Origin of the sequence: Streptococcus sp. 2022WUSS083 (assembly GCF_044427155.1) — a bacterium.
GTDB classification, from domain to species: domain Bacteria; phylum Bacillota; class Bacilli; order Lactobacillales; family Streptococcaceae; genus Streptococcus; species Streptococcus hashimotonensis.
Map to the genome: position 1 here is coordinate 230547 of NZ_JAOTGK010000001.1, position 23913 is coordinate 254459.

At 43.4% G+C, this 23913-nt stretch carries 23 protein-coding genes; 17 read left to right on the forward strand and 6 right to left on the reverse strand.

What is annotated here, in order from left to right; genetic code table 11:
* Window positions 1–5: 5 nt before the first annotated feature.
* Together licT and ODU41_RS00995 are read left to right on the forward strand one after the other, a co-directional pair.
* Window positions 6–839 carry a BglG family transcription antiterminator LicT gene (gene licT / locus ODU41_RS00990; protein WP_024389452.1) on the forward strand — a complete coding sequence of 278 codons (834 nt, stop codon included), beginning with the start codon at window positions 6–8 and terminating at the stop codon, window positions 837–839.
* Window positions 840–1037: 198 nt separating this feature from the next.
* A complete protein-coding gene (locus ODU41_RS00995; protein ID WP_398578549.1) occupies window positions 1038–2948 on the forward strand; it encodes a beta-glucoside-specific PTS transporter subunit IIABC in 1911 nt (636 codons plus the stop codon).
* A 49-nt stretch (window positions 2949–2997) separates the two neighbouring features.
* On the opposite strand, the gene ODU41_RS01000 is transcribed toward ODU41_RS00995, so the two are convergent.
* Both ODU41_RS01000 and ODU41_RS01005 read right to left on the reverse strand, forming a co-directional pair.
* Window positions 2998–3327, reverse strand: coding sequence for a putative quinol monooxygenase (locus tag ODU41_RS01000; protein ID WP_197737233.1), 330 nt, complete (start codon window positions 3325–3327; stop codon window positions 2998–3000).
* Window positions 3328–3576: 249 nt separating this feature from the next.
* Entirely contained in the window at window positions 3577–4491 is a 915-nt protein-coding gene (locus tag ODU41_RS01005; RefSeq protein WP_074391678.1) for an AraC family transcriptional regulator, read from the reverse strand.
* A 110-nt stretch (window positions 4492–4601) separates the two neighbouring features.
* On the opposite strand from ODU41_RS01005, the gene ODU41_RS01010 reads away from it, so the two are divergent.
* The 10 genes from ODU41_RS01010 (at window position 4602) to rpsR (ending at window position 12994) form a co-directional block, all read left to right on the forward strand.
* Complete coding sequence (locus ODU41_RS01010) at window positions 4602–6086, forward strand: family 1 glycosylhydrolase (RefSeq protein WP_024410374.1); 1485 nt, start codon at window positions 4602–4604, stop codon at window positions 6084–6086.
* Between the two features lie 44 nt (window positions 6087–6130).
* The gene (locus tag ODU41_RS01015; protein ID WP_029171008.1) at window positions 6131–6514 is read left to right on the forward strand and encodes a VOC family protein; all 384 of its coding nucleotides are present in this window, start codon (window positions 6131–6133) and stop codon (window positions 6512–6514) included.
* Between the two features lie 12 nt (window positions 6515–6526).
* On the forward strand, window positions 6527–8005 hold the full coding sequence (locus tag ODU41_RS01020; RefSeq protein WP_398578550.1) for a 6-phospho-beta-glucosidase: 1479 nt from the start codon (window positions 6527–6529) through the stop codon (window positions 8003–8005).
* An 8-nt stretch (window positions 8006–8013) separates the two neighbouring features.
* On the forward strand, window positions 8014–8613 hold the full coding sequence (locus ODU41_RS01025) for a histidine phosphatase family protein (RefSeq protein ID WP_024410382.1): 600 nt from the start codon (window positions 8014–8016) through the stop codon (window positions 8611–8613).
* A gap of 11 nt (window positions 8614–8624) precedes the next feature.
* A complete protein-coding gene (locus ODU41_RS01030; RefSeq protein WP_125175933.1) occupies window positions 8625–9227 on the forward strand; it encodes a histidine phosphatase family protein in 603 nt (200 codons plus the stop codon).
* 14 nt (window positions 9228–9241) lie between these two features.
* Complete coding sequence (locus tag ODU41_RS01035; protein WP_141599440.1) at window positions 9242–10681, forward strand: 6-phospho-beta-glucosidase; 1440 nt, start codon at window positions 9242–9244, stop codon at window positions 10679–10681.
* A gap of 83 nt (window positions 10682–10764) precedes the next feature.
* Window positions 10765–11754 carry a lipoate--protein ligase gene (locus tag ODU41_RS01040; RefSeq protein ID WP_044669173.1) on the forward strand — a complete coding sequence of 330 codons (990 nt, stop codon included), beginning with the start codon at window positions 10765–10767 and terminating at the stop codon, window positions 11752–11754.
* A gap of 171 nt (window positions 11755–11925) precedes the next feature.
* Window positions 11926–12216 (forward strand): 30S ribosomal protein S6, encoded by a 291-nt coding sequence (rpsF, locus tag ODU41_RS01045; RefSeq protein ID WP_002942403.1) that lies wholly within the window; start codon window positions 11926–11928, stop codon window positions 12214–12216.
* A gap of 11 nt (window positions 12217–12227) precedes the next feature.
* Window positions 12228–12722: a single-stranded DNA-binding protein gene (locus tag ODU41_RS01050; RefSeq protein WP_002942409.1), complete on the forward strand. Its 495-nt coding sequence runs from the start codon at window positions 12228–12230 to the stop codon at window positions 12720–12722.
* Window positions 12723–12754: 32 nt separating this feature from the next.
* Window positions 12755–12994 (forward strand): 30S ribosomal protein S18, encoded by a 240-nt coding sequence (gene rpsR / locus ODU41_RS01055; protein ID WP_002939250.1) that lies wholly within the window; start codon window positions 12755–12757, stop codon window positions 12992–12994.
* Between the two features lie 494 nt (window positions 12995–13488).
* Here rpsR and ODU41_RS01060 read toward each other — a convergent pair whose 3' ends face one another.
* Window positions 13489–14145, reverse strand: coding sequence for a DUF1129 domain-containing protein (locus tag ODU41_RS01060; RefSeq protein WP_009910733.1), 657 nt, complete (start codon window positions 14143–14145; stop codon window positions 13489–13491).
* Window positions 14146–14160: 15 nt separating this feature from the next.
* The gene (locus ODU41_RS01065) at window positions 14161–15105 is read right to left on the reverse strand and encodes a magnesium transporter CorA family protein (protein ID WP_002939248.1); all 945 of its coding nucleotides are present in this window, start codon (window positions 15103–15105) and stop codon (window positions 14161–14163) included.
* A gap of 688 nt (window positions 15106–15793) precedes the next feature.
* Between ODU41_RS01065 and uvrA the strand changes: the two genes are divergently transcribed.
* The 5 genes from uvrA (at window position 15794) to nusB (ending at window position 21229) form a co-directional block, all read left to right on the forward strand.
* The gene (gene uvrA / locus ODU41_RS01070) at window positions 15794–18619 is read left to right on the forward strand and encodes an excinuclease ABC subunit UvrA (protein ID WP_398578551.1); all 2826 of its coding nucleotides are present in this window, start codon (window positions 15794–15796) and stop codon (window positions 18617–18619) included.
* A 98-nt stretch (window positions 18620–18717) separates the two neighbouring features.
* The gene (locus tag ODU41_RS01075) at window positions 18718–19779 is read left to right on the forward strand and encodes a M24 family metallopeptidase (RefSeq protein WP_398578552.1); all 1062 of its coding nucleotides are present in this window, start codon (window positions 18718–18720) and stop codon (window positions 19777–19779) included.
* A 64-nt stretch (window positions 19780–19843) separates the two neighbouring features.
* On the forward strand, window positions 19844–20401 hold the full coding sequence (gene efp, locus ODU41_RS01080; RefSeq protein ID WP_029998462.1) for an elongation factor P: 558 nt from the start codon (window positions 19844–19846) through the stop codon (window positions 20399–20401).
* A gap of 26 nt (window positions 20402–20427) precedes the next feature.
* Window positions 20428–20820, forward strand: coding sequence for an Asp23/Gls24 family envelope stress response protein (locus ODU41_RS01085; protein WP_398578553.1), 393 nt, complete (start codon window positions 20428–20430; stop codon window positions 20818–20820).
* The gene (nusB, locus tag ODU41_RS01090; protein ID WP_002938276.1) at window positions 20810–21229 is read left to right on the forward strand and encodes a transcription antitermination factor NusB; all 420 of its coding nucleotides are present in this window, start codon (window positions 20810–20812) and stop codon (window positions 21227–21229) included. The genes ODU41_RS01085 and nusB overlap by 11 nt, the downstream gene beginning before the upstream one ends.
* 79 nt (window positions 21230–21308) lie before the next feature.
* Here the strand turns inward: nusB and ODU41_RS01095 are convergent, their stop codons facing one another.
* Both ODU41_RS01095 and ODU41_RS01100 read right to left on the reverse strand, forming a co-directional pair.
* The gene (locus ODU41_RS01095; protein ID WP_002938271.1) at window positions 21309–22274 is read right to left on the reverse strand and encodes a LacI family DNA-binding transcriptional regulator; all 966 of its coding nucleotides are present in this window, start codon (window positions 22272–22274) and stop codon (window positions 21309–21311) included.
* Window positions 22255–23709, reverse strand: a complete 1455-nt coding sequence (locus ODU41_RS01100; RefSeq protein ID WP_105115217.1) for a sucrose-6-phosphate hydrolase — start codon at window positions 23707–23709, stop codon at window positions 22255–22257. The genes ODU41_RS01095 and ODU41_RS01100 overlap by 20 nt, the downstream gene beginning before the upstream one ends.
* Window positions 23710–23913 lie beyond the last annotated feature (204 nt).

The following is a 23913-nucleotide window of genomic DNA, read 5'->3' on the forward strand; positions in this document are numbered from 1 at the left end:
AGTAGATGCAGATTGAAAAAGTTTATAACAACAATGTCATTCAAGCAATAGATCAGCAGGGCCGTGAGTTGATTGTAATGGGGAAAGGATTAGGTTTTCAGAAAAAAGCAGGGGAAGAATTAGACACCAGCAAAATCGAGAAAACCTTTGTGCTACAAAATGACTACCAACAATCAGATTTATCGAGTCTGTACCTGCAAATGGAGAGCAGTGAAGTCGAAGTAGTCAATGCCATTATCAATAGGGCAGAAGAAACTTTAGAAGTTCAGTTTGATTTGTCTTTGTATCTAGCCTTGGCAGACCATTTACATTTTGTATTTCAGCGATGCCGTGAAGGTATCTTTATTGAGAACCCGCTGTCTTGGGAAGTACGTAAGTTTTATCCGAAGGAATACCAAATTGGTTTAGAAGCCTTGCACTTGGTACAGGAGCGTTTAGGCTTGGAACTAGGAAAGGGAGAGGCCTCGTCTATCGCTCTCCATCTGGTAAATGCTCAGAAGAATGGTGCTTTTGGCAAGGAAACCCAAACCATTAGTAAAATCGTGACTCAGATTTTAGACATTGTCCGCCTTCATTTTGGTAGTGTGACTTACGAGGAGGATACCAGCTATCATCGATTTGTAACACATATTCAGTATTTTGCTCAACGCGTGGCCAATGGTGTGGTCGAAGGGGTCAATGATGCATTTTTGTATGAACAGGTGATGGCTAACTATCCTGATTCATTTGCTTGTACGACTAAGATTCGTCAGCATATTGCGGAAGTTTACCATTTTGAAATGTCCAAAGATGAACAAGTCTATTTAACCATTCATATCCAGCGCTTAAAAACGAGTTAGAAAAAAATCAAAAAAACTTTAGAAAACGCTTGCAAAAGAATTTGTAATGTGTTATCATAATCTCAACAAAAGGATTGTTACTGGTTAGCAGGCAAAACCTAAATATATACAAGATACTCTTTTTGACGTAGTTCAAGGGGCAGTGTTTGGTATATGTTTAGGTTTTTCTGTTTTTCCAGAAAAGAAAGGAGCCGAAAAATGGCTAAGGATTATACAGATTTAGCTACAGATATTGTAGCTCATGTTGGTGGAAAAGAAAACATCAGTAGTTTGAAACACTGCGTGACTCGTCTTCGTTTTGGTCTCAAGGATGAGAGCAAGGCTGATACAGACTACTTGAAGGCGCGTGATGGCGTTGTGACAGTAGTTCAAGCAGGTGGTCAATACCAAGTGGTTATCGGGAACCATGTACCAGACGTTTATGCGGCTGTGCAAAAAGTTGCAGGGATTTCAGGAGATGGCGCCTTGGATATTGATGAAGGTGACGGACCGAAGGGAAATCTGTTTGAACGCTTTATTGATTTGCTTTCAGGAATTTTTCAAGCTTTCTTGGGTCCCCTAGCAGCGGCTGGTATCATCAAAGGTATTGTTGCTATCATGGCTTCCAGAGGCATGACAAGTGATAACAGCGCAGTTTATGCAATCTTAAACGCAGCGGGCGACGGATTCTTCCAATATTTACCTTTGCTAGTTGCACTAACTTCAGCACGTAAATTCAAGATGAATGAATTTACTGCCCTAGCAATCGGTATGGCCTTGATCTACCCAACCTTACCGGGCTCACTTGCAACATTGAAGGAAGCTGGACTGGATAATGTGTTTGGTATTCCATTTGTTTTGCCAACAGCAGGTAGCTACTTGTCAACAGTTATCCCAGCTATCTTAGCAACTTGGGTGGCATCTATCATCGAAAAAAATATTCGTAAAGTCACACCAGATGTTGTCAAACTTTTTGTTGTCCCATTTGTGACCATTCTGGTGGCAGTTCCATTAACCTTCTTAGTGGTGGGTCCAGTTGCCAACTTTATCTCTGATATTCTATCTAATACCTTCACAGCTATCATGAATTTCAGCCCAATTCTCTACGGCTTGGTTCTTGGAGCAGCGTGGCAAGTTTTGGTTATGTTTGGAATGCACTGGGCAGTAGTACCATTGGCAATCATGCAAGTAGCTTCAAACGGTATGTCTGCAATTCTTGTTCCAGCCTTGCTTCCAAACTTTACACAGACAGGTGTTCTTTTGGCAATCATGTTAAAAACTAAAGAATCCAAGGTGAAAACAGTTGCGATGCCTGCCTTCGTGTCATCTATCTTTGGTGTTACCGAACCAGCAATCTACGGTGTTACTCTCCCAATGAAAACTCCATTCTTTATCTCATGTGCTGTTTCAGGTATAATCGGAGCTGCGATGATGTTCTTTAATGTGTTGGGCTATTCAATCGGAGGTATGGGGGTCTTCTTGTATCCATCGCTTGTTAATCCAACCAACGGAGATATGTCAGGAATGATTGCTGCAATCGGTTTAACAGTAGCAGCTATCGTCGCTTCATTTGCTATCCAAATGGCTCTTCCAGTTCCTTACTTGTACGGAGAGCCTACTGAAAAAAAGACAGTTGAACCAACTAAGGAATCTATCCCAGAATTAAAAGAAATCAAGCAAGAAATTATTGCTAGTCCCCTGATTGGTAAGGTTGTGAAATTGGAAAATGTTCCAGATGCTGTATTTGCTTCAGGAGCTATGGGCAAAGGGATTGCAATTGATCCATTGGATGGCATCTTAGTCTCTCCAGCCAAGGCTGAAGTAACTCTTGTATTCCCAACCAAGCATGCCATCGGTCTTCGGACGGAAAATGGTGCAGAGCTTCTTATCCATATTGGTATGGACACCGTATCTCTTGCAGGTAAGGGATTTGAGTCCTTTGTCCAAGTAGGGGATGTGGTAGATGCAGGTCAGAAACTACTCGAATTTGACCTCCACCAAATTAAAGCAGCTGATCTTCCAGTCATCACTCCAATTATCGTGACCAACACAGCTGACTACGAGGACATCTTGGTAACCCAAGAAAGCCAGATCAACAGTGGTGATTACCTCCTAACTACTGTGAAATAAAAATAGAGCGGTTGGCAATTGTGCCGACCGCTTTATTTTTGAATTTTATTTAGCGATTAAGAAACTCCTTATCTTGCTCCGGAATCCCATCTTCATCACTGCTATAGCGTTCTGCTGTCACAGTCAGCTGGTACTTGCTCCGTAGATCTAGGATTTCCTGCATCATAGGAGAAGCATGGTGGATATCCAGAGCGGCTTGGTCCGTCCAACTATCAACCAAGAGGATGGAGTGGGGATCGTCGAGTGGTACAAAGTATTGGTAACGCAGGTTGCCAGCCTGCTGGCGAATGCGGTCCGCAATGCCACTAGCTTCCATTTCCTGAGCGAACGCACGCGCATTGTCAGCTGGTCCAGTATAGTAAAGATGCATGGTGATCATAATCTAAGATATAAAGGGCGTTATGCGGACACAGACAAAATAGAGTCTTTTAGTTTACTTTTAGTACTAGGCAATGAGCTGTAGGCAGTACTGAAGTACGGCAAAGCGAATTAACGAAGTAATAAAAGAAAAACTAAATGACGTAGGAAACAGAACGACGACGCAAGCGTCCAGTTCTCGTTTATCTTTTTGGCACAGTCCGTAGCCCGTATTCAGTTCAACCAAATACGGAGGCCCTAGTCCTTTCTATTATTTATCAAAATTGGTATAGGCCCTATTCTTCCGCAATTGTTTGCGGTAGTTGCTAGGGGTGGTATGGTAGTATTGCTTGAACTGGCGGTTGAAGTTGGACAGGTTATTAAAGCCAACTTCGGTGGCGATTTCTAGTACTGGTTTGAGGGTATTGGTCAGGAGCTCGGTTGCGGCTCGCAGTCGGACTTGGATGATAAATTCCATGCAGGAAGTTCCGGTTTGTTGCTTGAAGACTGTCATAAAGTGAGTTTTGGTATAGCCCATTCGGTCTGCCAGTTGTTCAATGGTCAGGTTATCGGCATAATGTTGCTGGATGTACTCGATCAACAACCGCAGTTTTTCATTCTTCCGATACATATCATCGGTATTTTTTCGGACAATGTAGCGGTGGCGATAGAGCAGGTAGAAGAGGTCAAAGAGTCGACTCTTGAGTGGCAATTCGAAGTAGGGTGGCTGGTGTCTGACCAATTCGAAAATGGTTAGTAAGCACTGTCTAATTTCTGCATAGCCTGGGTCTTGGGCTTGGATACGTGGAACACACTTGAAGACATCCGTCTGCAAGGGTTGGAGATAGAGCATGCTGGTTTTGTCCAAGTGAGAAGCCCCTAGCATATCCAGATGAAAGAGGAGGGTATCGGTCTCGTGCCCCCGCTGTTCAATCGGGTGAATGGAATGCGGAGCATTGGGCCGAATAAGGATAATGTCGCCAGCCTGACTATTGAAATAATCGTAGTCGATATGGTAGCGAGCTGTCCCTCCGTAAACATAGTTGATTTCAAATTCATTATGCCAATGAAAAAGAACATCAGGAATCCCGTTCATGACACTGGTGTGGTAAAACTTGTAAGGCAATAATTGACTATCATAGTCAACAGCGTGTTTGAAGTTGTTATCCGTCAATGGTGGTTGCATACAATTCTCCAATTCGTAGGATAGTATCATTATAGCATATTATTTGAGAAGAAAAGGGTTTCAAATCTGTTTATACTATATTTATCAGAAAAAAGATAAGGGAGAAACTTATGTCACGATTTCCAAAAAATTTCCTCTGGGGAGGAGCTATTGCAGCCAACCAGGCAGAAGGTGCCTATAATGTAGACGGACGCGGTTTGGTCCAGACAGACGTTACAACAGGAGGTTCTGTTAACAGCCCTCGCTATACAACCTACATTGATAAGTATGGCAAGCCAGGCAAGTATGCTTCTATGGGGCATGCTGGCGGACATCTGCCAGAAGGGGCAACCTATGCAGTCCTAGAAGACCATTATTATCCAAACCATAAGGCTGTGGATTTCTATCACCGCTACAAAGAAGACATCAAGCTCTTCGCTGAAATGGGCTATTCTGTTTTCCGATTGTCCATTTCCTGGGCACGGATTTTCCCAAATGGGGATGATGCAGAGCCAAACCAAGCAGGTCTTGATTTCTATCGTTCTGTTTTTGAAGAATGCCGCAAGTATGGTATTGAGCCGCTGGTTTCCATTTGGCACTTTGATACACCGCTTAGCCTGGAACAACGTTTCGGTGGCTGGAAAAACCGCAAGCTTGTTGATTTCTATGTCAAATATGCGGAAACCATTTTCAAGGAATACAAGGGGCTTGTTAAATACTGGTTGACCTTCAATGAAATCAACGGTGGCATCATGTTCTTAGATCTCTTTGGTGATGACATGACGGACCAGGATTACCAAGATGCTTACCAAAGCCTCCACCACCAGTTTGTTGCCTCTGCCAAGGCTGTTCAAATTGGGCATGAGATTGATCCAGAAAATAAAATTGGGAACATGATTTGTGGTATCACCTTCTACCCAGGCACCTGTGACCCAGCAGACATTCTTGCCAACCAACACGCTTGGGAGCAAAACATCTACTATTGTGGCGATGTGCAGGCCAAAGGAAAATACGGTACCTATGCCAAACGTCTCTGGGCAGAACACAATGTAGTAGTTGAAATGGCGGAGGATGACCTAGAAGTCCTGGCCAAAGGGAAAGTTGATATGTACACCTTCTCTTACTATATGTCTACCGTTGTGACGACTCATCAGACAGAGGATACCGTTTCTGGCAACTTCTCGGCAGGTGCCAAAAACCCTTACTTGACTTACTCTGACTGGGGCTGGGCACACGATCCGTCTGGACTCCAATACTACCTTGAAAAAATGTACGACCGTTATGAAATTCCGCTCATGGTTGTGGAAAATGGCTTGGGAGCCTTTGATACGGTGGAAGAAGACGGCTCTATCCATGATGATTACCGCATCGACTACCATCGTGCCCATGTTAATGCCATGGCAGATGCTATTGCCAACGGCGTAGACTTGATTGCCTACACCACTTGGGGTTGTATCGACCTAGTGTCAGCAGGAACAGGTGAAATGCGGAAACGCTACGGCTTTATCTACGTGGATATGGATGATGCTGGAAACGGAACACTTGATCGAACACCAAAAGATTCATTCTACTGGTACAAGAAAGTCATTGCCAGCAATGGTGAAGATGTCGAATAAAGAAGACGGCGATGTGCCGTTTTTCTTTAAGGAAGGAGTACAACATGAGGATAGAACATGTAGCAATCTACACTCAGGATTTGGAAGGTATGCGTAATTTCTTTGAAACCTATTTCCATGCTCAATCGAATCAACTCTACCATAATCAGAAAACCAGTTTCGAGTCCTATTTTCTTACCTTTGAAGACGGGGCTCGACTGGAAATTATGACCAGGGACGATGTGGTAGACAAACCAAGCCAGCTCAATCATCTAGGTCTCATTCATCTAGCCTTTAGTCTAGGAAGTGAGGAAGTTGTGAATGAGTTGACAGAGCGACTCGTTGCAGCAGATTACCCACTTCTCAGTGGGCCAAGAGTAACTGGAGATGGTTACTATGAATCGTGCGTTTTAGGATTTGAAGGTGTTCAAATTGAGTTAACAGTGTAAAGGAGCCAAGTAATGTCAGAAAAACAATTTCCAAAAGGATTTCTTTGGGGAGGTGCAACAGCAGCCAATCAGTTTGAGGGAGGATTCGGAGAAGGAGGGCGTGGCTTTGCGACTTCCGATACATCCCGTGCGGTTTCACCAGAGGAGCGTAAATCGATGGGGAGTGAGTTCACTACTCCGATGAATCGAGAAAAGCTCGAATTTGCAATGAATGATACGGAAGGGCTCTATCCTAAACGCTGGGGGTCAGATTTCTACCATCGTTATAAAGAAGATATTGCACTCTATGCGGAGATGGGCTTTAAAACCTTCCGACTTTCAATTGCTTGGCCACGTATTTTCCCGAAAGGTGATGAATTAGAGCCAAATGAAGAAGGCTTGGCATTCTACGACAAGGTCTTTGATGAACTCAATAAATACGGCATCGAACCATTGGTGACCCTTTCGCATTATGAATTCCCAGTTCATCTGGTGACGGAATATGGCGGTTGGAAGAACCGCAAAGTGATTGACTTCTTCGTTCGCTATGCAGAAACAGTTTTCAATCGTTACAAGGGCAAGGTCAAGTATTGGCTAACCTTCAATGAAATCAATATCCTTGGTATGACTGGTTATTTATCAGGCGGCCTGCTATTTGAAGCTGGTCAGTTGCACTTGGACGAAATGTACCAAGCAGTCCACCATCAGTTTGTCGCTTCTAGTTTAGCAACAAAAGTTGCTCATGAGATTGATCCAGAAAACAAGGTTGGTTGTATGCTGGCTCGTATGGAAGCCTATCCAGCAACCTGTCATCCAGATGATATGATGTACGCGCTACAAAAAGACCAATCTAACCTGTTTTACTCGGATGTTCAAGTGCGTGGGGAATATCCGCGTTACATGAATCGCTTCTTCAAGGAAAATAATATCACCATTCACTTTGAACCAGGCGATGAAGCGATTTTGAAACAATATCCCGTGGATTTTATGAGTTTTTCATACTATATGACCTCCGTTACCCGCCATCCAAATAATCAAACGCCAGAGCAAAAAGCGACAGCAGGAAACTTGATTCTAGGCGAAGCAAATCCATATCTGGAAGCCTCCGACTGGGGTTGGCAGATTGATCCTGTCGGCCTCCGTCTCACGCTCAATAAGCTCTACGACCGTTACCAAGTTCCACTCTTCATTGTGGAAAATGGCCTAGGTGCCTTGGATACGGTTGAGAAGGATGGTTCAATTCACGATTATTATCGGATTGATTACCTTCGCAAACATGTGGAACAAATGTATGAAGCCATTGAAGATGGGGTAGAACTCATGGGTTACACCTGGTGGGGTTGCACGGACTTGGTTTCAGCTTCAACATCAGAAATGTCCAAACGGTACGGTTTTGTTTATGTAGATGCGGATGACAAAGGAAATGGCAGCTTTGACCGTTCACGGAAGGATTCCTTCTTCTGGTATAAGGACCTTATCGCAAGTAATGGAGCAAGCATTTTGAATGACTAGGAGGTTCTATGGGAAAAACAATCTATTTGATGCGCCATGGGGAAACACTTTTTAACACCCAAGGTCGTGTACAGGGCGTCTGCGATTCTCCTTTGACGGAAAATGGCAGAGCGCAAGCACAGGCGGCTAAGAATTACTTTGCTGAGCAAGGTATCCAGTTTGGTGCAGTCTATTCTTCCACACAGGAACGTGCGACAGATACTGCCAAGATTGTGTCAGGTCAGGAGAATGTCCAGCAATTAAAAGGGCTCAAAGAAATGGATTTCGGCATTTTCGAAGCACAGCCTGAAATGCTTTTGCCCAAGTTTCGTCCAGAAGCCAATTCGTTTGAAGACCTATTAGTGCCTTTCGGAGGGGAGGATATTCGATCCGTGGGCCAACGAGTGAATCAAACGGTGCGGGAATTGCTTGCAGGTCAGGAAGAAAACACGGTATTAGCTGTCAGTCATGGTGCAGCCATGTGGGGCTTTATACTCCATAATCAAATTGCTCTCCCAGAAGGATTTCGATTTGGAAACTGTGCCATCTGTCAATTAGAGGATGATGGCGAGCACATTCGATTAGTCAAAGTAATCAATCCTGTCCTCAATCAAGTGATTGATTTGTAAGGAGGAGGAAAATGGTAACAAAATTGTACTTAATGCGCCATGGACAAACTCGGTTTAATCAACAAAGTCGGATTCAAGGGGCCTGTGATTCTCCCTTGACAGATTTGGGAAAAGAGCAAGCACTAGCTGCTCACCAGTATTTTCAAGAACAGGGGATTGAGTTCGATAAAATCTATTCTTCAACACAAGAACGTGCCTGTGATACAGCCGAATTGGTATCCGGAAGGACGGATTATGTTCGCTTAAAAGGGTTGAAAGAACAAGATTTTGGAGCTTTCGAGGGTCAACAGGAATATCTTAACCCTCCTCTCCAAGGAGATATTGGCTACGGTGATTATTTTGTCACCTTCGGAGGGGAATCTTATCAAGATGTCCGACAACGAATGGTCGAAACCATTGGGGGCATCATGGAAGAAGCAGAAAATCAATCTGTTTTAGTGGTCAGTCACGGAGCTGCCATTGCCCAATTTTTCAGGCAGGTATTGACAGATTATCCACAAGTTCAGATGCGTAATTGTGCTATATTGACCTTTGATTATGAAGATGGAAAGTATGACCTACTCAGTGTCGTTGACCCTGTGAACAGAGAGATTCTTTATCAACAACAAAGCTAGGAAAAGGAGAAAAAATGACAGTAACAAAAGTATTTCCAGAAGGATTTTTATGGGGTGGCGCAACCGCAGCTAACCAATGCGAGGGTGCCTATGATGTGGACGGGCGTGGACTTGCCAATGTTGACGTAGTTCCAATTGGTGAAGACCGGGGTGCCATTATCACTGGTCGTAAGAAGATGTTTGATTTTGAGGATGGCTATTTCTACCCAGCCAAAGAGTCTATTGACATGTACCACCATTTCAAGGAGGATATTGCTCTCTTTGGAGAAATGGGCTTTAAGACCTATCGCCTATCCATCGCCTGGTCCCGTATTTTTCCTAAGGGAGATGAACTAGAGCCTAATGAAAAAGGTCTGCAATTCTACGAAGACTTGTTCAAGGAGTGCCGCAAGTACGGCATTGAGCCCCTAGTGACCATTACCCACTTTGACTGCCCAATGCACTTGATTGAGACTTACGGCGGCTGGCGCAATCGAAAGATGCTTGAATTTTACGAACGCCTGTGCCGCACCCTCTTCACACGTTACAAGGGCTTGGTCAAATATTGGCTGACCTTCAACGAAATCAACATGATTCTCCATGCACCATTTATGGGGGCGGGTCTCTATTTTAAAGAAGGTGAAAATGTGGAGCAGGTCAAATACCAAGCTGCCCACCACGAGCTTGTAGCATCTGCCATTGCTACTAAATTAGCCCATGAAATTGACCCAGAAAACAAGGTTGGCTGTATGTTGGCCGCAGGTCAATATTATCCACATACTTGTCATCCTCGTGATGTTTGGGAAGGTCTGCAAGAAGACCGTGAAAATTATTTCTTCATCGATGTTCAGGCACGTGGCTATTATCCAAACTATGCCAAGAAGAAGTGGGAGCGTGCAGGCATTGAGCTTGAAATGACTGACGAAGACCTGACACTCTTGAAAGAGTATACGGTGGACTTTATTTCTTTCTCTTACTACTCTAGCCGTGTCGCTTCTGGGGATCCTGCAGTCAAGGAAAAGACAGCAGGTAATATCTTTGCTTCCATTAAAAATCCTTACTTAGACGCATCGGAATGGGGCTGGCAGATTGATCCGCTTGGTTTCCGCATTACCCTCAACTCTATCTGGGATCGCTATCAAAAACCTCTCTTTGTGGTTGAAAATGGTCTGGGAGCAGTTGACACACCAGATGAAAATGGCTATGTAGAAGATGATTACCGTATTGACTACCTCCGTCAACACGTCTTAGCTATGCGCGACGCCATTGTCGAAGATGGTGTTGAACTCTTGGGCTACACCACTTGGGGCTGTATTGACCTAGTTTCTGCTGGAACGGGCGAAATGAAAAAACGCTACGGCTTCATCTACGTTGACCGCGATAATGAAGGAAATGGAACCCTCAAACGCTCTAAGAAAAAATCATTTGATTGGTATAAAAAAGTCATCGCTACAAACGGGGCAGATGTGGAATAAAATATGAGAGACAGGTCTTCGGACTTGTCTTTTGTTATCGTTTCCACTATAATAAAAATTAGTTAACAATAAAGGAGTTTTGCATGAAATACATCGTAAACAACAGCAATGACCCAGCTTATAACATCGCCCTCGAAGCCTATGCCTTCAAGGAATTAACAGATATTGACGAGATTTTTATCCTTTGGATCAATGAGCCTGCCATCATTATCGGTAAGCACCAGAATGCTATTGAAGAAATTAACAAGGAATTCACAGACGAAAAGGGCATCCATGTTGTTCGCCGTCTGTCAGGTGGTGGCGCTGTCTATCATGACCTTAATAACCTCAACTATACTATTATTTCAAATAAGGCAGACGAGGGAGCCTTTGACTTCAAAACCTTCTCCAAGCCAGTTATTGATACTCTGGCAACACTAGGTGTTGAGGCGAATTTCACCGGCCGTAATGACCTAGAAATCGATGGCAAGAAAATCTGTGGCAATGCCCAAGCCTACGCCAAAGGCCGTATGATGCACCACGGTTGCTTGCTCTTTGATGTGGATATGTCAGTCCTCGCAAGTGCCCTCAAGGTCAGCAAGGACAAGATTGAGTCCAAGGGAGTCAAGTCCGTCCGTGCCCGTGTGACCAACATCAACAACGAATTGCCAGAGAAGATGACCGTCTTGGAGTTCAAAGATGCTATCCTCAACCAGATGAAGCAAGAATATCCAGATATGGACGAGTATGTCTTGTCAGAAGATGACTTGGCTCGTATCCAAGAAATCCGTGATACCCAGTTTGCGACATGGGATTGGACCTACGGTCAAACACCAGAATACACAGTGGAGCGTAGCGTACGTTATCCAGCTGGTAAAATCACAACCTACATAAAGGCTGAAAAATCTGTCATCGAATCTATCAAGATTTACGGAGACTTCTTCGGTATTGGTGATGTGTCAGACATCGAAAACTTATTGGTCGGCACTCGCTACGAGTACGCAGATGTCCTAGCGAAACTCCAAGAAATCGACACCACACACTACTTCTCACGCATGACAACAGAAGAAGTAGCAAAAGCGATTGTAGCTTAATCCATAGGGCTGCCCTTTGTTTGGGCAGTCTTTATTTTTTGTGAAAATGTTTTCGGAAAACTGTTTTCGCTTGCACATTTTCTATATTATGGTATAATTATTTTCTGTGAGTATCCCTCACTTACTCGTGGCTAGACCATGAGTCATTAGACCAAAAGGAGGAACATATCAATGGCTAAATACGAAATTCTTTATATTATTCGTCCAAACATTGAAGAAGAAGCTAAAAACGCTTTGGTAGCACGCTTTGACTCTATCTTGACTGACAACGGTGCAACTATCGTTGAATCAAAAGCATGGGAAAAACGTCGCCTTGCATACGAAATCAAAGATTTCCGCGAAGGTTTGTACCACATCGTTAACGTTGAAGCAAACAACGATGAAGCTCTTAAAGAGTTTGACCGTTTGTCAAAAATTAACGGCGACATTCTTCGTCACATGATTGTCAAACTTGACGCGTAAGAAGGTGTTGTATGATTAATAATGTAGTATTGGTTGGTCGTATGACCCGTGATGCAGAACTTCGTTATACTCCGTCTAATCAAGCTGTTGCGACTTTTACTTTGGCGGTTAACCGCAATTTTAAAAATCAAAACGGTGAGCGTGAAGCGGACTTTATCAACGTAGTCATTTGGCGTCAACAAGCTGAGAATTTGGCGAATTGGGCTAAGAAAGGTGCTCTGATTGGTGTTACTGGTCGTATCCAGACTCGTAGCTATGACAATCAGCAAGGGCAACGTGTCTACGTTACTGAGGTAGTTGCAGAAAGTTTCCAACTCTTGGAAAGCCGTACTGCCCGTGAAGGTCAAGGTGGAGGCTATTCAGCTGGCAACTCGTTTGCTGGAGGAAATGACTATAACTCACCTTATCAAGCACCTGCACAATCTACACCAAACTTCGCTCGAGAAGAAAGTCCATTTGGAGCAAGCAATCCAATGGACATATCAGACGATGACCTACCATTCTAGGTCAAAAATTAATAATATAAAGGAGAACACACATGGCTCAACAACGTCGTGGCGGTTTCAAACGCCGTAAAAAAGTTGACTATATCGCAGCTAACAAAATTGAATATGTTGATTACAAAGATACTGAGCTTCTTAGCCGTTTCATTTCTGAACGTGGAAAAATTCTTCCACGCCGTGTAACTGGAACTTCAGCTAAAAACCAACGTAAAGTAACAACAGCTATCAAACGTGCTCGCGTTATGGCTCTTTTACCATTCGTAAACGAAGATTAGTAAAAAAAACAGTCCTTGAATGGACTGTTTTTTCATGAGCTCGGAAATTAGAAGGCGAATTAAGACTCTGACGGGTCTTTTTAGCTTGCGCCCAAGAAACTGGAAAGGCGCAACGGCGAGAGTGGACCATTTTTTCATGAGCTCGAAATTAGAAAGCGAATTGAGACCCTGACAGGTCTTTTTAGCTTGCGCCCAAGAAACTGGAAAGGCGCAACGGCGAGAGTGGACTGTTTTTTCATTAGCATGAAAATAAGAAAGTGAATTGAGACCCCGACGGGTTTTTAGCTTGCGCCCAAGAAACTGGAAAGGTGCAGCGGAGAGAATGGACCATTTTTTCATGAGCTTGGAAATTAGAAAGCGAGGCACAGTCTGGGGATAGACTGTTTCAGCAGATTACATAGACAAGTGACAGCGGATAAAGTTCTCGGGCGATTTGATATCTGAACTGTATAGATAAACAAAAGCGACTGGAATATTCCAATCGCTTTGTTTTATTATTGAACTGGGGACATGGCATTGCGAATGTTATATTTCTTTTTCAAGAGGTAGCGTGCCCCGAAAGCAGCAGCTCCGATAAGAATAGTAACAAGCGGAGGGAGAACTGGGTTAAATGCGGCCGGAATCAGTGCTGCCAGAATGAAAACGACTGACCAAGCCAGCGTAGCAAGTCCGAGAAAAGCGATAGCTTTCAGCAATTTAGGACGTTGCCCAGTCTTAATTTGTTCTCTGTAAACGAAATGGTACATCAAGTACATCCCTGCACCAACACCGAAACCGATGACAAATAAGGTTAATAGCCCATACTGTGCACCTTGACCAAAAAGATTCATCAAACCATTGATACCAGCAATAATTGCAAGCATGAAAAGACTAGAATCTAGCCACATCAACCATGGATTTTCATTGTATTCCACTTGGTCTTTCTTTTCCTGTTCAGAAACTGTCTTACTAGCAGCCCACTCACTTGGTGCTCCATAGAGATTGCGGGCAGTCACACCAGTTTTTTGCTTTTCAATGATAGTTGGTAAAATTTCTTCCAAGAGTTCTTTGATTTCGCTATCAGACTTTCCATCTTTAATCAGTTGGTTGGTCGCAATATGGATAAATTCTTGGTTCTTTTTTGTTAATCCGTTGATTTCTGTAAATGACATGTTAATCTCCTTAGGTTAAAACCATCTCTTACGGATGAAGTAGAAGGTGAGTGATAGGCTGATTGCAAATGCGAAGAGGATAATCCACCAAAAAGCATAGGGAATATCGTTAAAAGGAATGATATTGTCCTTAAAGTTCATACCGTATGCAGAGAAGACCATGGTTGGGATAGAGAGAACGATTGTCACTAATGCCAAGGTTTTCATAATGGTATTCTGGTTGTTAGAAATGATAGAAGCAAAGGCATGGGTCATAGAGTTTAGGATGGAACCATAGATGTCTGCCATCTCAATGGCCTGTTGGGTTTCGACCAAGGTATCTTCAAGCAAATCCTCATCCTCTTCATACTTACGGAGTAGACGTGAGGAACTAGCAAGTTTTTTGACCAAACGCTCATTGGTTTTGAGGGAAGCCTTGAAGTAGACGATGGTTTTTTCCAATTCCATGAGTACAATTAATTCTTCATTTCGAGTGGCCTCATGGAGTTGCTTCTCAATCTCTTCGCTCTTTCTGTCAATGGTCCGTAGGGCTGACAAGTAGAGCTGAGCATTGCGGTAGAGAATTTGGAAAACGAAACGAGACTTCATGAAAGTGAAGAAATTCCGTAGACGACGATGGATAAACTGCTCAAACAGTGGCAATGGTTCCAAACAAGTCGTGATAATCGCATCATCTGTTAGAATAATTCCTAAAGGAATAGTAATATAATATGTCTTGTTGTTTCGTTCTTCAAGAATTGGGACGTCGACCAGGATGAGCGTATAGTCATCTTCGACAGTGATACGAGAGGATTCTTCCGCATCGAGCGGTGCTCGCAGGTCAGCGATGTCAATCTTATAGTGTTCAGCCACTTCCATAGACTCGCTCTGGGAGGGGTTGACCAAATTAATCCAAGCCCCTGGTTCAAAGGTTTGGATTTCTTCTAAATCAGTCATGGTTGATAGAAAAATTTGTTTCATATCTTTGCCCTCCTTTTATCTTTGTTGCGTTAACGCAACCTCTATTATACCAAAAAATGTGCAGTTTCGGAAAGGTTTTATATAGAAATGTGTTATAATATGTAGACATTTAAGCGAATAAGTTATACGGACTTTTCCTTGTTCCGTATACCATAGCTTATAGCCTCTTAAGAAAGGAATTGAATGCGTGCTAAAAGCGTCGAGTTTTATACGGTTTCTTGACGTGAGATTTTCAAAACGATATTTTTTGAAAATCGAGCTAATACAAGATATAGAAATTGCCCATAGGCAGTTTCGTCTGGTGACGCGGAGTTAATCGACCGTCACCAGTTATCTTGTGAACGCACTTATAATTAGAAAGGAATTGAACACGGGCTAAATGCGGTGTCAAAAAGTACTAGTTTCTTCATGGATGAGTATGGAAACTGGTTTTTGCGTCGTAGACATCTGTACTTTCTTCGGTTTTCAACCTGTGAAAGTACTAGTTGTCTTGACGGGGGTGCGTCTTCGAAATCACAGATTTCGGACTTACCGCCTATTTTGACTGTGCATTTGACGCTCTTTATATCTTAGAAAGGATTCGAATGCGTGCTAAAAGCGTCGAGAAAAAGACAAAATGTTTTGTCACTGATGTGACGTCACATTTTCCTATTTTCTTCTCGCTTTCTTAACGCACTTATATCATGTTATGCAAGAAAATATTGTGATTCATGGGGCGCGTGCCCATAATTTGAAAAATATTGATGTGACCATTCCGCGTGAGAAGTTGGTGGTGGTGACTGGTTTGTCGGGGTCTGGTAAGTCGAGTTTGGCTTTTGATACTCTGTATGCCGAAGGTCAACGTCGTTATGTGGAATCTTTGTCTGCCTATGCTCGTCAGTTCTTGGGCAACATGGACAAGCCAGATGTGGATTCCATAGAGGGTCTCAGCCCTGCTATTTCCATTGACCAAAAAACGACGTCGCGGAATCCGCGTTCGACAGTCGGGACGGCGACGGAAATCAATGACTATCTCCGCCTACTCTATGCTCGGGTCGGGGTACCTTACTGCATCAACGGTCACGGGGCGATTGCGGCTTCTTCGGTGGAGCAAATTGTCGATGAGGTCTTGGAATTGCCAGAACGCCAGCGTTTGCAGATTCTAGCTCCGATTGTGCGGAAGAAAAAGGGTCAGCACAAGACCATTTTTGAGAAGGTGCAGAAGGACGGCTATGTTCGGGTACGGGTCAATGGCGATGTCTATGATGTGTCTGAAGTGCCTGAGTTGTCCAAGAGCAAGGCACATAACATTGAGGTTGTGGTTGATCGGATTGTGATCAAAGATGGTATTCGCTCTCGGCTCTTCGATTCCATAGAAGCGGCCCTGCGGATTGCGGACGGCTATGTCATCATCGACACCATGAATGAGAAGGAACTGCTTTTCTCTGAGTACTATGCCTGCCCAGTTTGTGGCTTTACGGTACCAGAGTTGGAGCCTCGCCTTTTCTCTTTCAATGCGCCTTTTGGGTCTTGTAGCGATTGTGACGGTTTGGGGATGAAGCTGGAAGTGGATACGGATTTGATTGTCCCAGATGCCAGCAAGACCTTGCGTGACGGGGCTTTGGCTCCGTGGAATCCCATTTCTTCTAACTACTATCCTCAGATGTTGGAGCAGGCCATGAATCACTTTGGTGTGGACATGGACAAGCCTTTTGAGGAATTGACGGAAGAGGAGAAGAACCTGATTTTCAACGGTTCTGACGGGAAAGAATTCCATTTCCATTATGAAAATGAGTTCGGTGGGGTGCGTGATATTGACATTCCATTCGAGGGCTTGATTACCAACATTAATCGCCGCTATCGTGAAACCAACAGTGACTATACACGGACAGTCATGAAGACTTACATGAATGAGCTGACCTGTGGGACCTGCCACGGCTATCGCCTCAATGACCAAGCCCTGTCTGTCAAAGTCGGTGGTGAGCAGGGACTTCATATCGGGCAGTTGTCTGACTTGTCCGTGGCGGATCATTTGCAAGTCATTGAACATCTGACCTTGTCTGAAAATGAAGCCACCATTGCAACACCCATTGTCAAGGAAATCAAGGATCGCCTGTCCTTCCTAAATAACGTTGGTCTCAACTATCTGACTCTTTCACGAGCAGCAGGTACCCTTTCTGGTGGTGAGAGCCAGCGGATTCGTCTGGCGACTCAGATTGGCTCTAACCTGTCTGGTGTCCTCTATATTCTGGATGAGCCGTCGATTGGTCTGCACCAGCGGGACAATGACCGTCTGATTGCTAGTCTTAAGAAAATGCGTGATTTGGGCAATACCCTGATTGTGGTGGAACATGACGAGGACACCATGCGGGAGGCGGACTGGTTGATTGACATTGGTCCGGGTGCGGGTGTGTTTGGCGGAGAAATCGTGGCCTCTGGAACGCCAGCCCAAGTAGCTAAAAATAAAAAATCCATTACAGGCCAGTACCTGTCTGGCAAACGTGAAATTCCAGTTCCTTTGGAACGTCGTGTTGGCAATGGTCGATTCCTGGAGGTAACAGGTGCCAAGGAAAATAACCTGCAAGATGTGACTGTTCGTTTCCCGCTCGGGAAATTTGTGGCGGTGACAGGGGTGTCTGGCTCAGGCAAATCAACTCTGGTCAATTCCATTCTGAAAAAAGCTATTGCTCAGAAACTCAATCGCAATTTGGACAAGCCAGGTAAGTTCAAGTCCATTTCAGGAATTGAACACTTGGACCGCCTGATTGACATTGACCAAAGCCCGATTGGACGGACGCCGCGTTCCAACCCAGCTACCTACACAGGTGTCTTTGACGATATTCGTGACCTCTTTGCCCAGACCAATGAAGCCAAAATCCGTGGCTACAAGAAGGGACGTTTCTCCTTTAACGTCAAAGGTGGACGGTGTGAGGCTTGTTCTGGTGACGGGATTATCAAGATTGAAATGCACTTCCTGCCAGATGTCTTTGTACCTTGTGAAGTCTGTCATGGACACCGTTATAATTCTGAAACCTTGGAAGTACACTACAAGGAGAAAAATATCGCTCAGGTCCTTGATATGACGGTCAATGACGCGGTCGAGTTCTTCAAGCATATTCCAAAAATTGAGCGGAAACTTCGTACCATTCAAGATGTGGGCTTGGGCTACGTTACTCTAGGTCAGCCAGCAACCACCCTATCAGGTGGGGAAGCCCAGCGGATGAAGTTGGCTTCTGAACTCCACAAGCGGTCAACTGGTAAATCTCTCTATATTCTGGATGAGCCTACGACAGGTCTGCATACGGAGGACATTGCCCAGTTGCTCAAGGTCTTGGCCCGCTTTGTTGATGATGGCAATACCGTGCTGGTCATCGAGCACAATCTGGATGTTATCAAGACAGCCGACCATATTATCGACATGGGACCGGAAGGCGGTGTCGGTGGCGGTACCGTTGTCGCGACAGGAACACCAGAAGAAGTGGCGGAGAACCCAGCCAGCTTTACAGGCCAGTATCTGAAAATGAAGTTGAAATAAAAAGTCGCCTCTGCGGCTTTTTTTCTCTATCTGCTAGGAAGAATTGGTATTTGTCTGTATTTCTGCTATAATAGTTTAAAAATCATTGGAGGAACAGGATGCAAAAAAGACTTGAAAAATTTGAAGCACAATTAGCTCAATCAACTGTTGATGGAATCTTGGTGACTGGTCAAAACAATATTTACTACCTGACAGGTTTTTGGGGAACAGAGGCGACCGTCTTCATCAGTGGCAAGCGTCGCTTGTTTGTGACTGATTCGCGTTATACCTTGATTGCCAAGGCTACAGTGCAGGGCTTTGATATTATTGATAGCCGTTTTGCCCTTGAAGAGATTGCAAAGGTGATTAAGGAAGATGGGCTTGAAACCATTGGTTTTGATAGCCAAGTGACCTATGGTTTCTATCAAAGTCTGACCAGCATTTTTGAGGGCTATCAACTGGTTGCTATGTCTAATTTTATTGAAGACTTGCGCATGATTAAGGATGAGAGGGAAATTGCGACCATTCGTCGTGCTTGTCAGATTTCGGATCAGGCTTTTATTGATGTTCTTGACTTTATCAAACCAGGTCAGACGACTGAAATGGATGTCAATCATTTCCTTGACCATCGCATGCGCCAACTAGGTGCCGAAGGGGCATCATTTGAGTTTATCGTGGCATCTGGCTACCGCTCTGCCATGCCTCACGGAAGAGCTTCAGAAAAAGTTATCCAACCGGGTGAAACGCTGACCTTGGACTTTGGCTGCTACTACCAGCATTATGTCAGCGATATGACGCGTACCATTCATATCGGACATGTGACCGACCAAGAGCGTGAGATTTACGATGTGGTTTTGCGTGCAAACAAAGCCTTGATTGACCAGGCCAAAGAAGGTGTGACCTATCGTGAGTTTGACACTATTCCTCGTGAGATTATCAATGCGGCGGGTTACGGAGCCAACTTTACACACGGGATTGGGCACGGGATTGGTTTGGACATTCACGAATATCCATATTTTGGAAAATCTGATGAGCCAATCAAGACTGGTATGGTCTTGACGGATGAGCCTGGTATTTATTTGGATGATAAATACGGTGTCCGTATCGAGGACGACCTCTTGATTACGGAAACAGGCTGCGAAGTCTTGACCTTAGCTCCAAAAGAATTGATTGTTATTTGAGAAATTTGATAGTTTATGGTAAAATAAAACGAATAAATAAAATTTTGAAGAGGTATTCAATACAATGATTGAAGCAAGTAAACTTAGAGCAGGTATGACCTTCGAAGCGGAAGGTAAATTGATTAAAGTTTTGGAAGCTAGCCACCACAAGCCTGGTAAGGGTAACACCATCATGCGTATGAAATTGCGTGATGTACGTACAGGTTCAACCTTCGATACAACTTACCGTCCAGATGAAAAGTTTGAACAAGCTATTATCGAAACAGTTCCAGCACAATACCTATATCAAATGGACGACACAGCTTTCTTCATGAACACTGAAACCTATGACCAGTATGAAATTCCAGTAGCAACTATCAAGGAAGAATTGCTTTACATCTTGGAAAATTCAGATGTGAAAATCCAGTTCTACGGAACAGAAGTAATCGGTGTAACTGTACCAACAACTGTTGAATTGGTTGTAGCAGAAACACAGCCATCTATCAAAGGTGCGACTGTTACAGGTTCAGGTAAGCCTGCTACTATGGAAACTGGTTTGGTGGTCAACGTACCGGACTTTATCGAAGCAGGTCAAAAACTTGTTATCAACACAGCAGAGGGAACTTACGTATCACGTGCTTAAGGGTTTCCTCCTAGAAAGGAGAGCTTATGACAACAGAATACCAAGGTGAAATCGTCATTGCACCACGCGTTCTTGAAGTGATTACAGGTATTGCGGCAGCCAAAGTAGAAGGGGTACATTCTCTTCACAATAAGCGTGTAGCAGACAGTTGGTCAAAAACATCGTTAAATAAAGGTGTTTATCTTGAAACTGACGAGGAAGGTCAAGTAACTGCGGATATTTACGTCTATCTAGAATATGGTGTAAATGTTCCTGCCGTATCAATGGACATCCAGCGTGCAGTCAAGACAGCAGTTTACAACTATGCAGAAGTTCAAGTGGCTGCGGTTAATATCCATGTCAGCGGCATTGTTCCTGATAAAACACCAAAACCAGCATTGAAAGATTTATTCGGAGAGGATTTCCTTGATGAAGAATAATAGACATGCCCTGCGTAAGTGTGCTTTGCAGGCAATCGTATCACTTGAATTTGGTCAAGAACCTGTTCAGGCAGCTCAGTTTTCTTATCTTTATGATAGAGAAGAAGAGCAAGAAGGAGTTGAAATTCCGCTCTTTCTCCTTAACCTTGTCAATGGTGTAGCAGACTATCGTGATGACTTGGATAAGGAGTTATCTAGCCGATTAAAAGCAGGATGGACCTTAGACCGTTTAACCTTGATTGACAAGAATATCATGCGACTAGGCCTATTTGAAATCTTACATTTCGAAGAAACGCCAGACCGCGTTGCTGTTAACGAGGCTATTGAATTGGCTAAAGAATTTTCTGATGAATCTTCAGCTAAGTTTGTCAATGGAGTTTTGAGCCAGTTTATTAAAGAAGAAGCCTGATGAGCTTCTTTTTTACTTGAGAAATAAGAGAATGTATCACAAAAAAGCTGCACCTAATTTTTATTAGGTACAGCTTTTTTTATATACTAGCTCCTGCTAGTAGGCTAATCGGTAGGATATAGTCTGTTTTTGTTAGTTTTTTTCCTTCGATTTTATCAACTAATAGTTCAACCAGCAGGCGAGCTATTTCGGTTAATGGTTGCTTGATAGTTGTCAGTTGAGGGTAGTAGTTTTCGATGAAACTGGTTCCATCATAACCAATCAATTTAATATCCTCTGGAATAGACAGTTTCATGGAACGAATGACGTTCCATACCAGCATAGCCGTTGCATCGCCAGATACAAAGATACCATCTGGTTTTTGCTTTTCAAGAATGGCTCGGATTTCCATCTCCTTGCGCACAGGTGAGAAATCACTGGAGATATGAAAAACTTCGGCTTTGTTCAAAATAGATGTGAAACCTACTTGGCGAAGGCCGGTAGGTGAATTGGAATCATCGTTCCCCGTAATCATTAATGGATTGTGACATCCCGCTTTTTGTAAGGTTTGGGCAGCTAATACCCCGCCAGCAAAATTATCGGAAGAGACAATGGGAATGGAAGGAGAGAGGTTGCGGTCAAAAGCGATAATTGGAGCTACGACACGGTCGTAGTCTTGGATACCGAGATTGTGACTGCCCGAGATAATCCCATCTACTTGGTTAGCTGCTAACATTTCTAGATACTCACGTTCCTTATCGGACTCGTGCTGGCTATTGCAAATAATGGTTTTATAGCCTCGATCAAAAAGCTCTTTTTCTAAATGGCTAATCAATTCAGAATAAAAAATATTGTTTATTGTTGGGAAGATGAGACCAACTAATTTTGCAGATTTACCTTGTAAACTACGAGCTAAATTATTAGGTTTGTAGCCCAGTTCACGCATAGCCTCTTCGACATTGCGAATGGTTTTTTCAGATAGGTATCCTTTTTTATTGATAACGCGCGAGACAGTTGTTGGGCTAACCCCAGCTAACTGTGCGACATCAGTTAGTTTTGCGACCATAATCTAAATGGTAGTAGGTTCCGGTCGGATTACCAGTCGTAATGACTATACCAGACTGATCCGCATCAGGGAAGACACGACCAGAAAATACTTTCTCTCCTTTATTGATAAAGATTTCAAAGACAGATTTGTCGATGAAGATATTGGCTGTGAGAGCTCCTGGAGAAATCTCGCAAGAGCGACTTGTACCGAAATCGAGTGCGAATGGCTGACCACAGTTGCCGCGGTCCAATGTAATCTGGCCTTGCTCAGTGTCCACAGACAAGACCAAGCCTTTTTCTGCTTCATTTGCGAACAATACGATTTCGTGCTTCGTGCCCGCTGAAAAATCAAGTTCCAATTCGTAAACATTATTGGTTTCTTTTTGGGCTGAAAATGGCTGAGCTTCTTTACGAAGACTGGTAATCGCATCGACTGGATATTGGTAGAGCTTGCCGTCCTTGATGGTTAATTCTTTAACCAATGACAGACAGCCTTGGTAGTCATAAGCATCTGTTGGGTATTCCACATCTGGAAGTGCCAACCAGCTAACAGATAGAGTTCGACCGTCTGGTGCATTAAAGGCCTGGGTTGCATAGCACTCAAAACCATAGTCCAGATTGATCAATTCGCTCGGTTCGACAATGCTTGCTGTTTCAGGATCGAAACTCTGACCAATCTTGTACATATTTGGATAGATATTTCCATAGTCCAACACCTCTTTGTCCAAGCCTTGTGGACAGTAGAGAAGGATGGGTTGCTCACCGACGAACGCAATATTTGGGCATTCCATCATATAAGCGGTCATATCATTGGCAAAATCCAGATCACCAACCAAGGTCCAGTTGAGGTAGTCATTGTTTTCAGCCTTGTAGAGTTTGACAATTCCCTTTTTCTCCAGATTTTGTCCGCCGACGATAGCGTAATATTGCCCTTTATAGTTGAAAATTTGTGGATCACGGAAATGGTCGGTGGTATCTTCTGGTTGCTCAATCAAGACTTTATCAATCTTTTCAATCTTACCACCTTTATCCATTAAGGCACCGATTTGGTATGGATGGCGAACCCAATTTTCATCGCGGACATTTCCAGTATAGAAGAGGAAGAGCTTGTCTCCAAATTCCATGGCAGATCCAGAGTAGGCACCGTGGCTATCAAGTGGTGTATCTGGGTACATAACTGTCCCAGTTTCTTCAAAATGGACCAAATCCGTTGACTCTGTATGGACCCAAGATTTTAATCCGTGCGCAGCGCCGAATGGGAAGTATTGGTAAAAAAGAGTCCACTTTCCATTAAAATAAGAAAATCCATTTGGATCATTTAACAGTCCATGTGGTGTTTCAATATGGAAATTTGTCCTCCAAGGAGAACTCTCTGTATTCTTCTTTATTTTTTCAATATATTCGGGTGTCCAGTCAGCATAAGCCCTGTAACGCTCCTCTGTTGTAAATGCCATAATTTTCTCCAAATTTTCTAGTTTTTCATTAATATAGTAAACGTTTTCTTGCAAAAAATCAAGTTTTAACAATGTTTTTAAGAAATTCAAAAAAAAATGTGATAAACGTTTGACATATTTTATAAAAGTGATATAATAAAACCATCGAAAGTTTGAAAACACTTTCAAAAAATAAAAAATATTTAATAAGGAGATTTTTGCAAG

What these genes read in the sequence shown, in the direction of transcription:
- licT (WP_024389452.1), top strand. Translation starts at nt 6, where the DNA reads ATGCAGATTGAAAAAGTTTATAACAACAATGTCATTCAAGCAATAGAT.
- ODU41_RS00995 (WP_398578549.1), top strand. Translation starts at nt 1,038, where the DNA reads ATGGCTAAGGATTATACAGATTTAGCTACAGATATTGTAGCTCATGTT.
- ODU41_RS01000 (WP_197737233.1), bottom strand. Translation starts at nt 3,327, where the DNA reads ATGATCACCATGCATCTTTACTATACTGGACCAGCTGACAATGCGCGT.
- ODU41_RS01005 (WP_074391678.1), bottom strand. Translation starts at nt 4,491, where the DNA reads ATGCAACCACCATTGACGGATAACAACTTCAAACACGCTGTTGACTAT.
- ODU41_RS01010 (WP_024410374.1), top strand. Translation starts at nt 4,602, where the DNA reads ATGTCACGATTTCCAAAAAATTTCCTCTGGGGAGGAGCTATTGCAGCC.
- ODU41_RS01015 (WP_029171008.1), top strand. Translation starts at nt 6,131, where the DNA reads ATGAGGATAGAACATGTAGCAATCTACACTCAGGATTTGGAAGGTATG.
- ODU41_RS01020 (WP_398578550.1), top strand. Translation starts at nt 6,527, where the DNA reads ATGTCAGAAAAACAATTTCCAAAAGGATTTCTTTGGGGAGGTGCAACA.
- ODU41_RS01025 (WP_024410382.1), top strand. Translation starts at nt 8,014, where the DNA reads ATGGGAAAAACAATCTATTTGATGCGCCATGGGGAAACACTTTTTAAC.
- ODU41_RS01030 (WP_125175933.1), top strand. Translation starts at nt 8,625, where the DNA reads ATGGTAACAAAATTGTACTTAATGCGCCATGGACAAACTCGGTTTAAT.
- ODU41_RS01035 (WP_141599440.1), top strand. Translation starts at nt 9,242, where the DNA reads ATGACAGTAACAAAAGTATTTCCAGAAGGATTTTTATGGGGTGGCGCA.
- ODU41_RS01040 (WP_044669173.1), top strand. Translation starts at nt 10,765, where the DNA reads ATGAAATACATCGTAAACAACAGCAATGACCCAGCTTATAACATCGCC.
- rpsF (WP_002942403.1), top strand. Translation starts at nt 11,926, where the DNA reads ATGGCTAAATACGAAATTCTTTATATTATTCGTCCAAACATTGAAGAA.
- ODU41_RS01050 (WP_002942409.1), top strand. Translation starts at nt 12,228, where the DNA reads ATGATTAATAATGTAGTATTGGTTGGTCGTATGACCCGTGATGCAGAA.
- rpsR (WP_002939250.1), top strand. Translation starts at nt 12,755, where the DNA reads ATGGCTCAACAACGTCGTGGCGGTTTCAAACGCCGTAAAAAAGTTGAC.
- ODU41_RS01060 (WP_009910733.1), bottom strand. Translation starts at nt 14,145, where the DNA reads ATGTCATTTACAGAAATCAACGGATTAACAAAAAAGAACCAAGAATTT.
- ODU41_RS01065 (WP_002939248.1), bottom strand. Translation starts at nt 15,105, where the DNA reads ATGAAACAAATTTTTCTATCAACCATGACTGATTTAGAAGAAATCCAA.
- uvrA (WP_398578551.1), top strand. Translation starts at nt 15,794, where the DNA reads ATGCAAGAAAATATTGTGATTCATGGGGCGCGTGCCCATAATTTGAAA.
- ODU41_RS01075 (WP_398578552.1), top strand. Translation starts at nt 18,718, where the DNA reads ATGCAAAAAAGACTTGAAAAATTTGAAGCACAATTAGCTCAATCAACT.
- efp (WP_029998462.1), top strand. Translation starts at nt 19,844, where the DNA reads ATGATTGAAGCAAGTAAACTTAGAGCAGGTATGACCTTCGAAGCGGAA.
- ODU41_RS01085 (WP_398578553.1), top strand. Translation starts at nt 20,428, where the DNA reads ATGACAACAGAATACCAAGGTGAAATCGTCATTGCACCACGCGTTCTT.
- nusB (WP_002938276.1), top strand. Translation starts at nt 20,810, where the DNA reads ATGAAGAATAATAGACATGCCCTGCGTAAGTGTGCTTTGCAGGCAATC.
- ODU41_RS01095 (WP_002938271.1), bottom strand. Translation starts at nt 22,274, where the DNA reads ATGGTCGCAAAACTAACTGATGTCGCACAGTTAGCTGGGGTTAGCCCA.
- ODU41_RS01100 (WP_105115217.1), bottom strand. Translation starts at nt 23,709, where the DNA reads ATGGCATTTACAACAGAGGAGCGTTACAGGGCTTATGCTGACTGGACA.